Raw genomic sequence first — 11,889 nt, 5'->3', positions numbered from 1 at the left:
TCTATTGGTCGATCAACCGGCCATGGCCATGCAGTTGCGGCCATTGCGTTTGGCGCTGTACAGCGCCTTGTCCGCGCGGTTAAGCAGGCTTTCGATCGACTCGCCCGGCTCCAGAGCCGCGCAGCCGAGGCTGACCGACAGCTCGATGGGCTTGCCCTGAGCCACGCACTGCAGGTCGAGAACTGCCTGGCGCAGGCGCTCGCCGACCAGTGCGGCTCCCTCGCGCGGTGTGCCGGACAGCAGCACCAGGAACTCCTCACCGCCGTAGCGGAACACCATGTCGATATTGCGCAACTGGTCCTTGAGGGTCGTGGCGACGGCTTTCAACACTTCGTCGCCTGCACTGTGACCATGTTCATCGTTGATGCGCTTGAAGTGGTCGATATCCAGCATCAGCAGCGACAGCGGCTGAGCGTTACGGCGTGCCAGTTCGATTTCCCGGCCCAGTACCTGATCCATGGCAATGCGGTTGCCGGTGTTGGTCAGCGGGTCACGCAGCGCACTCTGGATGGCAACGCGATAGAGCAGGGCGTTGCGCAGAGGGAACAGCAGGCTGGCCAGTAACGACTCCAGTTGCGTCAGCTCCTGATCGGAGAAACGCTGGCGGCGGCGAAAGGTCAGTTCGCCCAAATACTCGCTCTCGTGGCTGAGGCGGTAGGTGGCCGAATGATTGGCCTGCTGGCCCATCTCCAGACGCAGATCGCTGCTCGAGTGCTGGTAGCCCAGTGCGTCGACCGGCACCAGATGCTGCAGCTCGCGGAAGAACATGCCGAGAATGCGTTCGGCATCCAGGCTGGTCTGCAGTTGCAGGCCGAGGCGCTGGCGCAACTGCGCGAGGCTGATCGGGCGAGCCTCATTCTTACGAGTCGAGAAGCCGAGGCGCTGCAGCTTGGCAGCGTCGAAATCGATCGTGTTTTTCTGGCTGGGTGGAACCATTTTGGTGAACCTCTGGCGCTTCGTTACGGCTTGTGAGCAATAGAGCGAATTTCGTGCCAGTCTTTTTGGGCCGTATAAAAGCCTTAAGGTTCAACAGGTTGGCTGCCGGGGAGGGAGGCGCATGGCCATTAGTGGCAATGCGCCGTCAGAAGGACGGCAATCATTTGCCGGTTCGGGCGTTGCCGCGACAATTTACTGTCACGGCACGTCGGCCGCGCGATGGCGAGGGCTGGGGTGGGCGATCCCGATGATGACCGGGTCGCCCGGCGTACCTATTGGGCGTCGAAGGCCTGGCCATTGATGCCCTGGCTGTCGGGGCCCATCAGGTACAGGTAGACCGGCATGATGGCCTCGGGCAGCGGTTTGCTTTCCGGGTTCTCGCCTGGGTAAGCCTGGGCGCGCATGTCGGTGCGGGTGCCGCCCGGGTTGACGCTGTTGGCGCGAATCGCCGTGATGCCGTCGACTTCGTCGGCCATCACCTGCATCAGCCCTTCAGTGGCGAATTTGGATACCGCATAGGCGCCCCAGTAAGCCCGGCCCTTGCGCCCTACGCTGCTCGAGGTGAATACCACCGAGGCATCGGCCGACAGCTTGAGCAGCGGCAGCAGCGTGCTGGTCAGCATGAACATCGCGTTGACGTTGACCTGCATGACGCGCATGAAATTCTCGCCGGACAACTGCTCCAGCGGCGTGCGCGGGCCGATGATCGAGGCGTTGTGTAGCAGGCCATCGAGCTTGCCGAATTGCTTTTCGATCATCGCAGCCAGTTCGTTGTACTGATGCGGTAGGGCACTTTCCAGATCGAACGGAATGACCACCGGTTGCGGATGGCCAGCGTGCTCGATGGCGTCGTAGGTGCGCGCCAGGTTGTCTTCGCTCTTGCCGAGCAGCAGCACGGTGGCGCCATGGGCCGCATAGGCACGGGCCGCAGCTGCGCCAATGCCACGTCCCGCTCCGGTGACCAGAATCACACGATCCTTGAGCAGGTCGGGGCGGGCGCTGTAATCGAACATGGGAATTTCTCTAGCTAATGAATCAGGAAAAGGCCGGATCAATCGTGAGGCCACGACAGACCGCTGCCAGTTTGTGTCCATCTGGATCACGGACATAGGCGCCGAAGAAGTCGGGGCCATAGTGGGGGCGCAGGCCTGGCGGGCCTTCGCAATGGCCGCCGTTGGCGAGCGCTGCGTGGTGAAAGTCTCGTACGGCCTGCCAGCTATTGGCCTTGAAGGCGATCATGCTGCCGTTGCCTGAGCTGGGTGCTTCACCGTTGAAGGGCTTGCAGAGCCAGATGGCAAGCTCCTCACGGCCATTATCGAGATAGGTGCCCCAGCCCAGAAAATCCTCCCAGCCTTCCTCGTTCGGCGTGCAGCGCTGCAGGCCTAGAGGTGCAAGGGTTGCATCGTAAAAGATGGCCGCTCGCTGCAGGTCACTGCAGCCCAGGGTGATGTAACTGAACATGGGCAAGCCTCAGCAACTGCACAGCGCCTGATCGAGTACCTTGCGCAGTTCCAGTGGGTGATCGACCACCACGTCGGCGCCCCAGTGGCGCGGGTTGTCGTCGGGGTGGATGTAGCCGTAGGTCACCGCTGCGGTCTTGGTACCGGCGTCGCGACCGGACTCGATATCGCGCAGGTCGTCGCCGACGAACAGCACGCTGGCCGGATCCAGCTTGAGGGTCGAGCAGGCGAGGATCATCGGCTCGGGGTCCGGTTTGCTGCGGGTCACGTGATCAGGGCAGATGAGGATGGAGGAGCGTTCGGCCAGGCCCAGGCGCTGCATGATCGGCTCGGCGAAGCGCAGTGGCTTGTTGGTCACCACGCCCCAGATCAGCTTGGCGCGTTCGATGTCTTCGAGCAGCGTCTCGATGCCGTCGTAGGGACGGGTCAACACGGCACAATGATCCTGATAGCGCTCCAGAAACTCCAGACGCAGGGTTTCGAAGCCATCGCTCATCGGGTCGATGTCGAAGGCATTTAGGATCATCGCCCGGGCGCCGCCGGAGACGTGATCGCGAATCAGCTTTTCATTCACCGGCGGCAGACCGCGCTCGGCACGCATGGCCTGGCAGATGGCGATGAAATCCGGCGCGCTGTCGAGCAACGTGCCATCCATGTCGAAAAGAACCGCGCGCAAGCGCATCAGGCCTCCTTGGGGATTCGAGTCTAGCGTTGGCATATCGGCCCGCAGGCTGGTGTTCGGCAGTGGGCTGGCAGTTGGTCGTCAACCAGCTGCAGCGTCTCATGTTGCCAGTTTCCAGCGTCTGATTGGGCCGTGGTAATGCTCTCACTGTATGTCACTTTGTCGCAGCGTGCAGTGAAGGGTTGGTACTTCAGCTCATCAAGCTGACCTGTGCGGCCACGATGCGCCAGTTGCCTGCCAGTTTCACCCAGCTCTGCTGCTGGCGCCCGATCCTGTCGCTGCCTTCCCGGGTGAACTCGGTGCTGCACACCGCAAAGCTGTCACCGTAGGTGGTGATGACCGTGTTCCTCAGTTCGCGGTACAGCCCTGTCGCTGGCCGCGCAGCGCGAAACGCGCGGATTTCGCCGATGCCGTAGAGGTTTTCTCCGGCGCCCAGGCGTACCGTGCGTTCGTCGTGCCAGAACAGCTCGTCCAGCACGTCGATATCGTTGCCGGTCAGGGCTTTTTCGTAGCGCTGGAAGGCATGGGTGACCTCCGCCAGAACGTCCGGCAGATCTATCTGTTCAGTATTCATCGCGTCACTCCAGGTTGGCAGGTGCGGCGTGGGCGATGCCCATGCGCTCGAGCGCGCTGGCGGCGCGCAGGCAGGCTTGTTCGTTGAACGGCGCGGCGATCAGTTGCACGCCGATCGGCAGGCCACCCGCAGTGCGCAGCGGCACGCTGACCACCGGCAGGCCGAGGAAGGAGATCGGTTGAGCCAGCATGCCCATGCTCGCGCGGGTCGGCAGGTCGGTACCGTTGATGCGCAGGGTTTCCTGGCCGATGGGCGTCGCGCTGGTGGGCGTCGCTGGTGCGATCAACACATCCACGCCGGCGAACAGCGGCAGGACCTGCTGCTGGAAGTGACGGCGGAAGCGTTGCGCCTGCACGTACCAGGCAGCCGGGATCATCGCACCGGCAAGCAGGCGCTCGCGTGACAGCGGCTCGAAGGAATCCGGCGAGCTGCGCAGTGCCGGCAGGTAGCTGCTGCCGCCCTCCGATGCACTGATGATGAACGCGGCGGTACGCGCCAGTTCTGCCTCTGCCAGGATGACTTCTTCGCTGGCGTCGAGGGCCTTGGCCACCTGGGCCACGGCATCGCGAGCGCTGTCGTCGCACCATCGCTGGAAGTAACCGCCAAGCACGCCGAAGCGCAGCCCATCGAGGTCGCGCTCCAGCAGCGCCGTTACCGGCTGCCGATCCTGCGCGGCCTGAAAGCCGTCTTGCGGGTCATGGCCTTGCAGCACGTCATAAACCTCGGCGAGATCGCGGGTGCTGCGTGCCAGTGGGCCGATGTGGTCTAGGCTGCCCACGAACGGGTGTGAGCCGCTGCGCGACAAGCGGCCGAAGGTGGGCTTCAGCCCGAATATCCCGCACAGCGATGCCGGTACGCGGATGGAGCCGTTGGTGTCGCTACCCAGTGAGAAATTCACCAGTCCGGCCGCAACGGCGGCCGCCGAGCCCCCGGAAGAGCCGCCCGCGATGCGGGAGAGATCGTGGGGGTTGCGGGTTGCGCCGAAGTGGGTGTTTTCCGTGGTGAAGCCATAGGCGTAAGCATCCATGTTCAGCATGCCCGACAGCAGGCCGCCGCTGGCTGCCAACTGGCGTACCGCCCAGGCGTCGACAGTTGCTGCTGGGCGGTTCTGGAACATGCGCGCTCCGGCCAGGGTCGGGAAGCCCGCGACATCGAACAGGTTCTTCACGGCGTAGGGCACGGCCGCCAGGGCGGGCAGGGGCGAGCCCTGGCGACGCAGGCGGTCGAGGTTGTCCGCTTCGTCTTTCATGCGCAGCTGGGTGATCTGCGTCCAGGCGTTGATCGCCGGGTCGTGCCGCTCGATGGCTTGCAGGCTGTGCTCGGCTATTTCACGTGCACTGAGCTCGCCGGATGCCAGGGCAGCGCGCAGCTGGGCAATCGATAAGAGTGCTGGATTCATGCTTTGTAGACTCCCGCGACTTCCAGTCGGTCGTCGAGCGGGTAGTCCATCAGCGGCTTGGCCATTGCCGCGATGCGGCTGAACTGGGTGAGCAATTCCTGGCGGCGCGCATCGTCCAGTTGCAGGGCCAGAACCTCTTCCATCTGCGTGACGTACGCTGCCCAGTCGGGCGTGGTCTGTGTCATGGTGATCTCCTCTCGGAGGCAGCGGCACAGCCTCCTGGCGCGGGTTGACGGGTTTCTGCGCTGCGACTTCAAGCAGGCAGGTGACTTCCTATATCATCGGCTGAATGAAACGAAAGTTACAAGGCGCCACCATGAATCAACTCGATGAACGTCTGCGCAGTCATTACTCGCAGCTCGCGCCTCAGGAGCAGCGGATCGCCGACTTCGTGCTCGACCATTACGACGATCTGGTCAGCTACAACAGTGCCGAACTGGCCCGGCTGGCTGGCGTCTCCAAGGCGACCGTAAGCCGCCTGTTCAAGCGCCTGGGCTATGAAAAATACAAGGACATGCGCGAGGAGCAGCGTACCCTGCGCCAGAGTGGCATGCCGGTCGCAGACAGCCGCGACGCGGTGCAGGGCAACACCTTGCTGGCTCGTCATTACAAGCAGGAGATGGCCAATCTCACCCAGTGGGTGAACGGCATCGATGCTGGCCAGTTCACCGAAGTGGTGCAGGCACTGGGTAGCAGCAGGCGAGTCTTCGTCATCGGCATGCGTAATGCCTTTCCCGTGGCGTTGCACCTGCGCCAGCAACTGCTGCAAATCCGTAGTGGCGTTCAGGTGCTGCCCCAGCCCGGGCAGACGCTGTCTGAGGAGCTGGTGGATCTGACTGGCGAGGACATGGTGGTGGTGCTGGCGTTCCGGCGTCGGCCGCGGATCATCCGCCCGCTTCTACAGGCCTTGCAGTTGCAGCAGGTTCCGACGCTGGTTATCTGCGAGCCCCAGGCCCAGGCAATCATCGAACTGGCCAGGTGGCAGTTGTGTACGCCGCTGGACAGCGTGTCGGCCTTCGACAGCTACGCGGGCGCCAACAGCCTGATCAACCTGCTGGTCAATGCCGTGCTGCACGAGCAGTTGACCGGAGGGCGGCAGCGAATTCATCAGATCGCCACGTTGTATGGACAACTCGACGAGCTGGAACAACGGTAGTGCACCTCAGTGGTGCATGAATTGAAGTGGGCGCCGTTTTGGCGCCCTTTTTTGTGGCGCGATTCTGGAAAAACGACCGCTCCGTGGCGGCACCAGAGCGGCCTGGATGATCGCTGGTTGCCTTGGAGGGCCCGCTATCCGGAGGTTTTTCTGTATCGATGAGGGTGATCGCAGAAAAAATCGATGGCATGAAAGGCTGTGGCACGTTGGTTGCAAAATCCTTGATAACGAATCTTTCGTTTCATGGCTGACGATAACGGGGTGACGAAAATGAAGAAAGGATTGATCGCAATACTGGCTGCCGGTCTGTTGCTGACCCAGGCCACGACCGCCCTGGCGGACCAATTGCAGGACATCGAGAAACGCGGCGTGATCCGTATCGCCGTGCCGCAGGATTTTCCACCCTTCGGCTCCGTGGGCACCGATCTGCAGCCCCAGGGCTATGACATCGACATGGCCAAGTACCTGGCCAAGGAGATGAAACTTAAGTTGCAACTGGTTCCCGTCACCAGCGCCAACCGTGTTCCGTATCTGCAGACCGACAAGGTCGATCTGGTCATCTCCAGCCTCGGCAAGAACGCCGAGCGCGAACAGGTGATCGATTTCAGTGCTGCTTATGCGCCGTTCTTTCTCGGTGTATTCGGCGCCAAGGACAAGGCCCTGCAGAACGCCGAGGAGCTCGCAGGCAAATCGATCGGCGTCACCCGTGGCGCCGTCGAAGACATGGTGCTGACCGAGGTGGCGCCGAGCGGTGCACAGGTCAAACGCTACGAGGACAACAACACGACCTTGTCCGCGTATCTGTCCGGGCAGGTCGAGTTCGTTGCCACCGGCAACCTGGTGGTCGCGGCCATCGAGCGGCAGAACGCCGATCGGGCACCCGTCGCCAAGTTCATGCTCAAGGATTCGCCTTGCTACATCGGCCTGCGCAAAGGCGAAGCCGCGCTGAAGGCCAAGGTCGATGCGCTGATCGATCAGGCCAAGGCCGATGGCACGCTCAACGGTCTGTCGGAACAGTGGCTGAAGGCGCCGCTGCCGGCGAACCTGGGCGCATAAGGATTTCGCGATGATGGCGCAGCTGAATTTTTCCGCCCTGTGGCCCTACTGGCCGGAGTTGCTTTCCGGCCTCTGGGTAACCATCCAGCTCACGGTGATGGCGACCGTGGGCGGCGTGGCCCTGGGCATTCTGGGTGCTGCACTGCGCAGCGGCCGCCCGACCATTCTCAGCCGCCTGTGGGGCGTCTATGTCGAACTGATCCGCAACACGCCCTTCGTGGTGCAACTGTTCTTCATCGTTTTCGGCTTGCCGAATCTTGGCTTGAAACTGACGGCGGGAGAGGCTGCGCTGCTGGCCATGCTGATCAATCTGGGGGCCTACAGCACCGAGATCATCCGTGCCGGCATTCAGGTCACGCCGCGGGGGCAATGGGAGGCGGGGCGCGTGCTGGGCCTGAGTCGCACGCAAACCTTCATTCAGGTGGTCTTGCCGCCGTCCCTGAAGCGCATTTATCCGGCGCTGGTCAGCCAGTGCATCATCGTCATGCTCGGCTCGTCGGTGGTTTCCCAGGTGTCCCATGAGGAGCTGACCTTCGCCGCCAACCTGATCCAGTCACGTACCTTTCTGAGCTTCGAGGTCTATCTGGTGACCACGCTGATGTACCTGGCACTGTCCATCGCCATGCGTCAGCTGTTGCTGGCTGCCGGCCGCAAATGGTTTGGAGATCAGCCATGATGACCACCTTCACCGACTGGGACATCCTGCGCAATCTGCTCCTGGCTGCGCGCTGGACCGTTCTGCTGTCTCTCACGGCATTCATCGGCGGCACCCTGGTGGCCATTCCGCTGGTCATGGCGCGCTTGTCCAAGCGGGTCTGGCCACACTGGCTGATTCGCGGCTACACCGAGCTGTTCCAGGGGACGCCACTGCTGATGCAGCTGTTCCTGGCGTTCTTCGGCGTGGCGCTGTTGGGGATAGATGTATCGCCCTGGACGGCTGCCTCGCTGGCGCTGACGTTCTATACCAGTGCGTTCCTGGTGGACATCTGGCACGGCAGCATCCGTGCGCTGCCCAAGGGCCAGTGGGAAGCATGCCGCTGTTTGGGGCTGGATTTCGGTCAGACGCTGTTTCGCGTCATCCTGCCCCAGGCGCTGCGCATCGGTATTGCACCGACCGTTGGCTTCGCCGTGCAGGTCGTGAAGGGCACGGCTCTGGCGTCGATCATCGGTTTCGTCGAGCTGACCAAGGCCGGCACCATTCTCAACAACGTCACCTACGAGCCTTTCAAGGTGTTCGGTCTGGTGGCGCTGGGCTACTTCCTCATGTGTTATCCGCTGTCGCGTTACAGCCAGTATCTGGAGAAGAAATTCAATGCCGCTCATCACCATTGATCAGGTACAGAAGTACTACGGCGACAACCACGTACTCAAAGGGGTCGACCTCGATATCGAGGTCGGTGAGGTGGTGTCGATCATTGGCCGCAGCGGCTCGGGGAAAAGCACCTTGCTGCGCTGCATCAACGGCCTCGAAGGTTATCAGGATGGCAGCATCAAGCTCGGCGGCATGACCGTCACCGACCGTGACTCCCAGGCGCGGGAGATCAGCCGCTCGGTCGGCATGGTGTTCCAGAACTTCAACCTGTTTCCGCACATGACCGCCCGTGAGAACGTCATGCTGGCACCACGTCGGGTGCTGAAGAAGAGCGATGCCGAGTGCCGCGAGCTGGCCGCGCAGATGCTGGAAAAGGTCGGCCTGGGCGATCGCATGGACTATTACCCGGCCAACCTCTCCGGCGGCCAGCAGCAGCGGGTCGCCATCGCCCGTGCGCTGGCCATGTCGCCCAAGGTGCTGCTGTGCGACGAGATCACTTCGGCCCTCGATCCCGAGCTGGTCGGCGAAGTGCTCAAGGTGCTGGAGCAACTGGCGAAGGAAGGCATGACGCTGATTCTGGTCACCCACGAAATGAACTTCGCCCAGGAAGTTGGCGACCGCGTGGTGTTCATGCACCAGGGGCGCGTGTGGGAGCAGGGCCCCAGCCGCGAGCTGTTCGCCAATCCGCAGAGCGCCGAACTCAAGCAATTCATTTCGTCCGTGCGTGGACTGAACTGAGCGTCTTTAGAACGAGAAATCCCAGATGAACACGACTTTCCTGCCAGTGAATCCGCCCCAGCGTCTGTTGATGGGGCCGGGCCCGATCAATGCCGATCCCCGTGTGCTGCGCGCCATGTCCAGCCAACTGATCGGCCAGTACGACCCGGCCATGACCCACTACATGAACGAGGTGATGGCGCTGTACCGCGGCGTCTTTCGTACTGCCAACGCTGCAACCCTGGTGATCGACGGCACCTCGCGGGCCGGCATCGAGGCCATTCTGGTCTCGGCGATTCGCCCTGGCGACAAGGTGCTGGTGCCGGTGTTCGGCCGTTTCGGCCATCTGCTCTGCGAAATCGCCCGGCGTTGCCGTGCCGACGTTCACACCATCGAGGTGCCCTGGGGTGAAGTGTTCACCCCGCAGCAGATCGAGGATGCCATCAGGCAGGTGAAGCCACGGCTGCTGCTGACCGTGCAGGGCGATACGTCGACCACCATGTTGCAGCCACTGGCCGAGCTGGGCGACATCTGCCGGCGCCATGGCGTGCTGTTCTATACCGATGCCACCGCGTCGTTGGGCGGCAACCTGCTGGAAACCGATGCCTGGGGGCTGGATGCGGTGTCCGCCGGTCTGCAGAAGTGCCTGGGTGGGCCATCCGGCACCGCGCCGATCACCCTCAGTGCGAGCATGGTGGCGGTGATTCGTCGCCGCGCCTGCGTGGAGGCCGGCATCCGTACCGCTGCCCATCAGGACGGCGACGACGAGATGATCTACTCCAACTATTTCGACCTTGGCATGATCCTCGATTACTGGGGCCCCGAGCGCCTCAATCATCACACCGAAGCCACGTCGGCGCTGTTCGCTGCCCGCGAGTGCGCACGGGTGATTGGCGAGGAAGGCCTGGACGAGGGGATCGCCCGTCACAAGCTGCATGGCGATGCTCTGCTCAAGGGCATCCAGGGCATGGGTCTGGAAACCTTCGGCAACCTCGAATACAAGATGAACAACGTCCTTGGCGTGGTGATTCCCGAGGCGGTCAATGGCGACCAGGTGCGCAAGCTGATGCTCGAGGACTTCGGTATCGAGATCGGCACGTCGTTCGGGCCGCTGGCTGGCAAGGTCTGGCGTATCGGCACCATGGGCTACAACGCCCGCAAGGACTGCGTGATGCAGACCCTCAGCGCTCTGGAGGCGGTACTCAATCGTCTCGGCCTGCGTACCACTCAGGGCGCCGCGATGCAGGCGGCCTGGGATCACTACAGCGAGCGTTGCTGATGAGCGCCATGGACAAGCTGGCGGCAGGCCGTGCGGGCGCGCGGATCATGGCGCGTTGCGACGAGCTGGCGGCGATCAGCGAGTCTGCCGATGGCCTGACCCGTGTGTACCTGTCGGCAGAACACCTGCGTGCCAATGCGCTGGTGGGCGAGTGGATGCAGGCGGCCGGCATGCGCGTCTGGCAGGACGCCGTTGGCAACATCTGCGGGCGTTACGAAGGCCAGCGTGCTGGCGCGCAGGCGCTGTTGCTCGGCTCGCACCTGGATACCGTGCGCAACGCCGGTCGTTATGACGGCATGCTCGGCGTGGTCGCCGCCATCGAGACCGTGCAGCACTTTCATGACCGCGGCATACGTTTGCCGCTGGCCATCGAGATCGTCGGTTTCGCCGACGAGGAGGGGACCCGCTTCGGCATCACCCTGCTGGGTAGTCGCGGTCTGACCGGTACCTGGCCGCAAGGCTGGGTCGAACAGGCCGATGCCAATGGCGTCAGTGTCGCCCAGGCGATGACCGCTGTCGGCCTGGATGCGGCGCAGGTCCCCAGTGCGGCTCGGAACGCGGATGACTTCGCCGCCTATCTGGAACTGCATATCGAGCAGGGCCCGTGCCTGGAGCGCGAAGAGCTGGCGCTTGGCGTGGTGACGGCCATCAATGGTGCGCGCCGGCTGAATTGCCGCTTCGTCGGTATGGCCGGGCATGCCGGTACCGTGCCGATGAGTCATCGCAAGGACGCCCTGGCTGCTGCGGCGCAGTGGATGGTCTACATCGAAGCGCAGACCGCGCAGCGCGATCCGCAGTTGGTGGCCACGGTGGGCAGCCTGCAGTGCCACCCTGGCGCGGTCAACGTGATTCCCGGTGAGGTCGCCCTGACCCTGGACGTGCGTGGTCCGGAGGATCAGGCATTGGCAGATTTGCTCGACGACCTGCTGAGCCAGGGGCAGGCGATTGCGCGGCAGCGCGGGCTGCAGTTCCATGCCAGCCAGTACTACGGCATACCGGCGACCCGTTGCGATGACGCCATGCAGGCTTCCCTGGCACAGGTGCTGACCCAGGTGCAGGGGCGCAGCCTGTCGCTGCCCAGTGGTGCAGGCCATGACGCGATCGCCATGGCCGAACGCTGGCCGGTCGGCATGCTGTTCGTGCGCTGTGCAGGAGGGGTCAGTCATCACCCGGCCGAGGCCGTCGAGGTGGACGACGTGGCGCTGGCGATTCAGGCCTGCGTGGACTGGGTTCAGGCGTTGGCGATAGAGCCGCCGTTGGCCCAGTCGGTGGAGTGAGCGCGGGGCGTTGAGATAGCCAGCGTACGGCCCGAGTGGGC

Annotated in this window: 14 protein-coding genes; 7 read left to right on the top strand and 7 right to left on the bottom strand. The window is 63.2% G+C overall.

The genetic code is table 11. The features are described 5' to 3' along the window. Nucleotides 1–12: 12 nt before the first annotated feature. The 7 genes from QRN22_RS23705 to hpxX form a co-directional block, all read right to left on the bottom strand. Nucleotides 13–936, bottom strand: coding sequence for a GGDEF domain-containing protein (locus tag QRN22_RS23705; RefSeq protein ID WP_042554049.1), 924 nt, complete (start codon nucleotides 934–936; stop codon nucleotides 13–15). A gap of 272 nt (nucleotides 937–1,208) precedes the next feature. Continuing rightward, nucleotides 1,209–1,949 (bottom strand): YciK family oxidoreductase, encoded by a 741-nt coding sequence (locus QRN22_RS23700; RefSeq protein ID WP_042554050.1) that lies wholly within the window; start codon nucleotides 1,947–1,949, stop codon nucleotides 1,209–1,211. Nucleotides 1,950–1,971: 22 nt separating this feature from the next. Further along, a complete protein-coding gene (locus QRN22_RS23695) occupies nucleotides 1,972–2,397 on the bottom strand; it encodes a VOC family protein (RefSeq protein WP_042554051.1) in 426 nt (141 codons plus the stop codon). Between the two features lie 9 nt (nucleotides 2,398–2,406). Beyond that, nucleotides 2,407–3,078 (bottom strand): N-acetylmuramic acid 6-phosphate phosphatase MupP, encoded by a 672-nt coding sequence (mupP, locus tag QRN22_RS23690; protein WP_042554052.1) that lies wholly within the window; start codon nucleotides 3,076–3,078, stop codon nucleotides 2,407–2,409. 190 nt (nucleotides 3,079–3,268) lie between these two features. After that, a complete protein-coding gene (hpxZ, locus tag QRN22_RS23685) occupies nucleotides 3,269–3,652 on the bottom strand; it encodes an oxalurate catabolism protein HpxZ (protein ID WP_042554053.1) in 384 nt (127 codons plus the stop codon). Nucleotides 3,653–3,656: 4 nt separating this feature from the next. After that, complete coding sequence (locus QRN22_RS23680) at nucleotides 3,657–5,051, bottom strand: AtzE family amidohydrolase (protein ID WP_042554054.1); 1,395 nt, start codon at nucleotides 5,049–5,051, stop codon at nucleotides 3,657–3,659. Then, nucleotides 5,048–5,236: an oxalurate catabolism protein HpxX gene (hpxX, locus tag QRN22_RS23675; protein ID WP_042554055.1), complete on the bottom strand. Its 189-nt coding sequence runs from the start codon at nucleotides 5,234–5,236 to the stop codon at nucleotides 5,048–5,050. Before hpxX ends, QRN22_RS23680 begins: the two co-directional genes overlap by 4 nt. 131 nt (nucleotides 5,237–5,367) lie before the next feature. Between hpxX and QRN22_RS23670 the strand changes: the two genes are divergently transcribed. The 7 genes from QRN22_RS23670 (at nucleotide 5,368) to hpxK (ending at nucleotide 11,848) form a co-directional block, all read left to right on the top strand. After that, complete coding sequence (locus QRN22_RS23670; RefSeq protein ID WP_042554056.1) at nucleotides 5,368–6,207, top strand: MurR/RpiR family transcriptional regulator; 840 nt, start codon at nucleotides 5,368–5,370, stop codon at nucleotides 6,205–6,207. Nucleotides 6,208–6,468: 261 nt separating this feature from the next. Beyond that, nucleotides 6,469–7,263, top strand: coding sequence for a transporter substrate-binding domain-containing protein (locus QRN22_RS23665; RefSeq protein WP_373565149.1), 795 nt, complete (start codon nucleotides 6,469–6,471; stop codon nucleotides 7,261–7,263). A 10-nt stretch (nucleotides 7,264–7,273) separates the two neighbouring features. Further along, nucleotides 7,274–7,939 carry an amino acid ABC transporter permease gene (locus QRN22_RS23660; RefSeq protein ID WP_042554057.1) on the top strand — a complete coding sequence of 222 codons (666 nt, stop codon included), beginning with the start codon at nucleotides 7,274–7,276 and terminating at the stop codon, nucleotides 7,937–7,939. Beyond that, nucleotides 7,939–8,595: an amino acid ABC transporter permease gene (locus tag QRN22_RS23655; RefSeq protein WP_042554191.1), complete on the top strand. Its 657-nt coding sequence runs from the start codon at nucleotides 7,939–7,941 to the stop codon at nucleotides 8,593–8,595. Before QRN22_RS23660 ends, QRN22_RS23655 begins: the two co-directional genes overlap by 1 nt. Then, nucleotides 8,576–9,313, top strand: a complete 738-nt coding sequence (locus tag QRN22_RS23650) for an amino acid ABC transporter ATP-binding protein (RefSeq protein ID WP_042554058.1) — start codon at nucleotides 8,576–8,578, stop codon at nucleotides 9,311–9,313. The genes QRN22_RS23655 and QRN22_RS23650 overlap by 20 nt, the downstream gene beginning before the upstream one ends. 25 nt (nucleotides 9,314–9,338) lie before the next feature. Then, the gene (locus QRN22_RS23645) at nucleotides 9,339–10,571 is read left to right on the top strand and encodes a pyridoxal-phosphate-dependent aminotransferase family protein (protein WP_042554059.1); all 1,233 of its coding nucleotides are present in this window, start codon (nucleotides 9,339–9,341) and stop codon (nucleotides 10,569–10,571) included. Further along, nucleotides 10,571–11,848, top strand: a complete 1,278-nt coding sequence (gene hpxK / locus QRN22_RS23640) for an allantoate amidohydrolase (protein WP_042554060.1) — start codon at nucleotides 10,571–10,573, stop codon at nucleotides 11,846–11,848. Before QRN22_RS23645 ends, hpxK begins: the two co-directional genes overlap by 1 nt. Nucleotides 11,849–11,889 lie beyond the last annotated feature (41 nt).

Origin of the sequence: Pseudomonas sp. MEJ086, from assembly GCF_030209025.1 — a bacterium.
GTDB classification, from domain to species: Bacteria; Pseudomonadota; Gammaproteobacteria; order Pseudomonadales; family Pseudomonadaceae; genus Aquipseudomonas; species Aquipseudomonas fulva_A.
This window is presented reverse-complemented; position numbering and strand designations above follow the sequence as displayed.

Excerpts from the sequence above, each read along its gene's own strand:
- QRN22_RS23655 (WP_042554191.1), top strand. The coding sequence starts at position 7,939 with ATGACCACCTTCACCGACTGGGACATCCTGCGCAATCTGCTCCTGGCT.
- hpxK (WP_042554060.1), top strand. The coding sequence starts at position 10,571 with ATGAGCGCCATGGACAAGCTGGCGGCAGGCCGTGCGGGCGCGCGGATC.
- QRN22_RS23650 (WP_042554058.1), top strand. The coding sequence starts at position 8,576 with ATGCCGCTCATCACCATTGATCAGGTACAGAAGTACTACGGCGACAAC.
- QRN22_RS23670 (WP_042554056.1), top strand. The coding sequence starts at position 5,368 with ATGAATCAACTCGATGAACGTCTGCGCAGTCATTACTCGCAGCTCGCG.
- QRN22_RS23680 (WP_042554054.1), bottom strand. The coding sequence starts at position 5,051 with ATGAATCCAGCACTCTTATCGATTGCCCAGCTGCGCGCTGCCCTGGCA.
- hpxZ (WP_042554053.1), bottom strand. The coding sequence starts at position 3,652 with ATGAATACTGAACAGATAGATCTGCCGGACGTTCTGGCGGAGGTCACC.
- hpxX (WP_042554055.1), bottom strand. The coding sequence starts at position 5,236 with ATGACACAGACCACGCCCGACTGGGCAGCGTACGTCACGCAGATGGAA.
- QRN22_RS23700 (WP_042554050.1), bottom strand. The coding sequence starts at position 1,949 with ATGTTCGATTACAGCGCCCGCCCCGACCTGCTCAAGGATCGTGTGATT.
- QRN22_RS23660 (WP_042554057.1), top strand. The coding sequence starts at position 7,274 with ATGATGGCGCAGCTGAATTTTTCCGCCCTGTGGCCCTACTGGCCGGAG.
- QRN22_RS23705 (WP_042554049.1), bottom strand. The coding sequence starts at position 936 with ATGGTTCCACCCAGCCAGAAAAACACGATCGATTTCGACGCTGCCAAG.
- QRN22_RS23695 (WP_042554051.1), bottom strand. The coding sequence starts at position 2,397 with ATGTTCAGTTACATCACCCTGGGCTGCAGTGACCTGCAGCGAGCGGCC.
- QRN22_RS23645 (WP_042554059.1), top strand. The coding sequence starts at position 9,339 with ATGAACACGACTTTCCTGCCAGTGAATCCGCCCCAGCGTCTGTTGATG.
- mupP (WP_042554052.1), bottom strand. The coding sequence starts at position 3,078 with ATGCGCTTGCGCGCGGTTCTTTTCGACATGGATGGCACGTTGCTCGAC.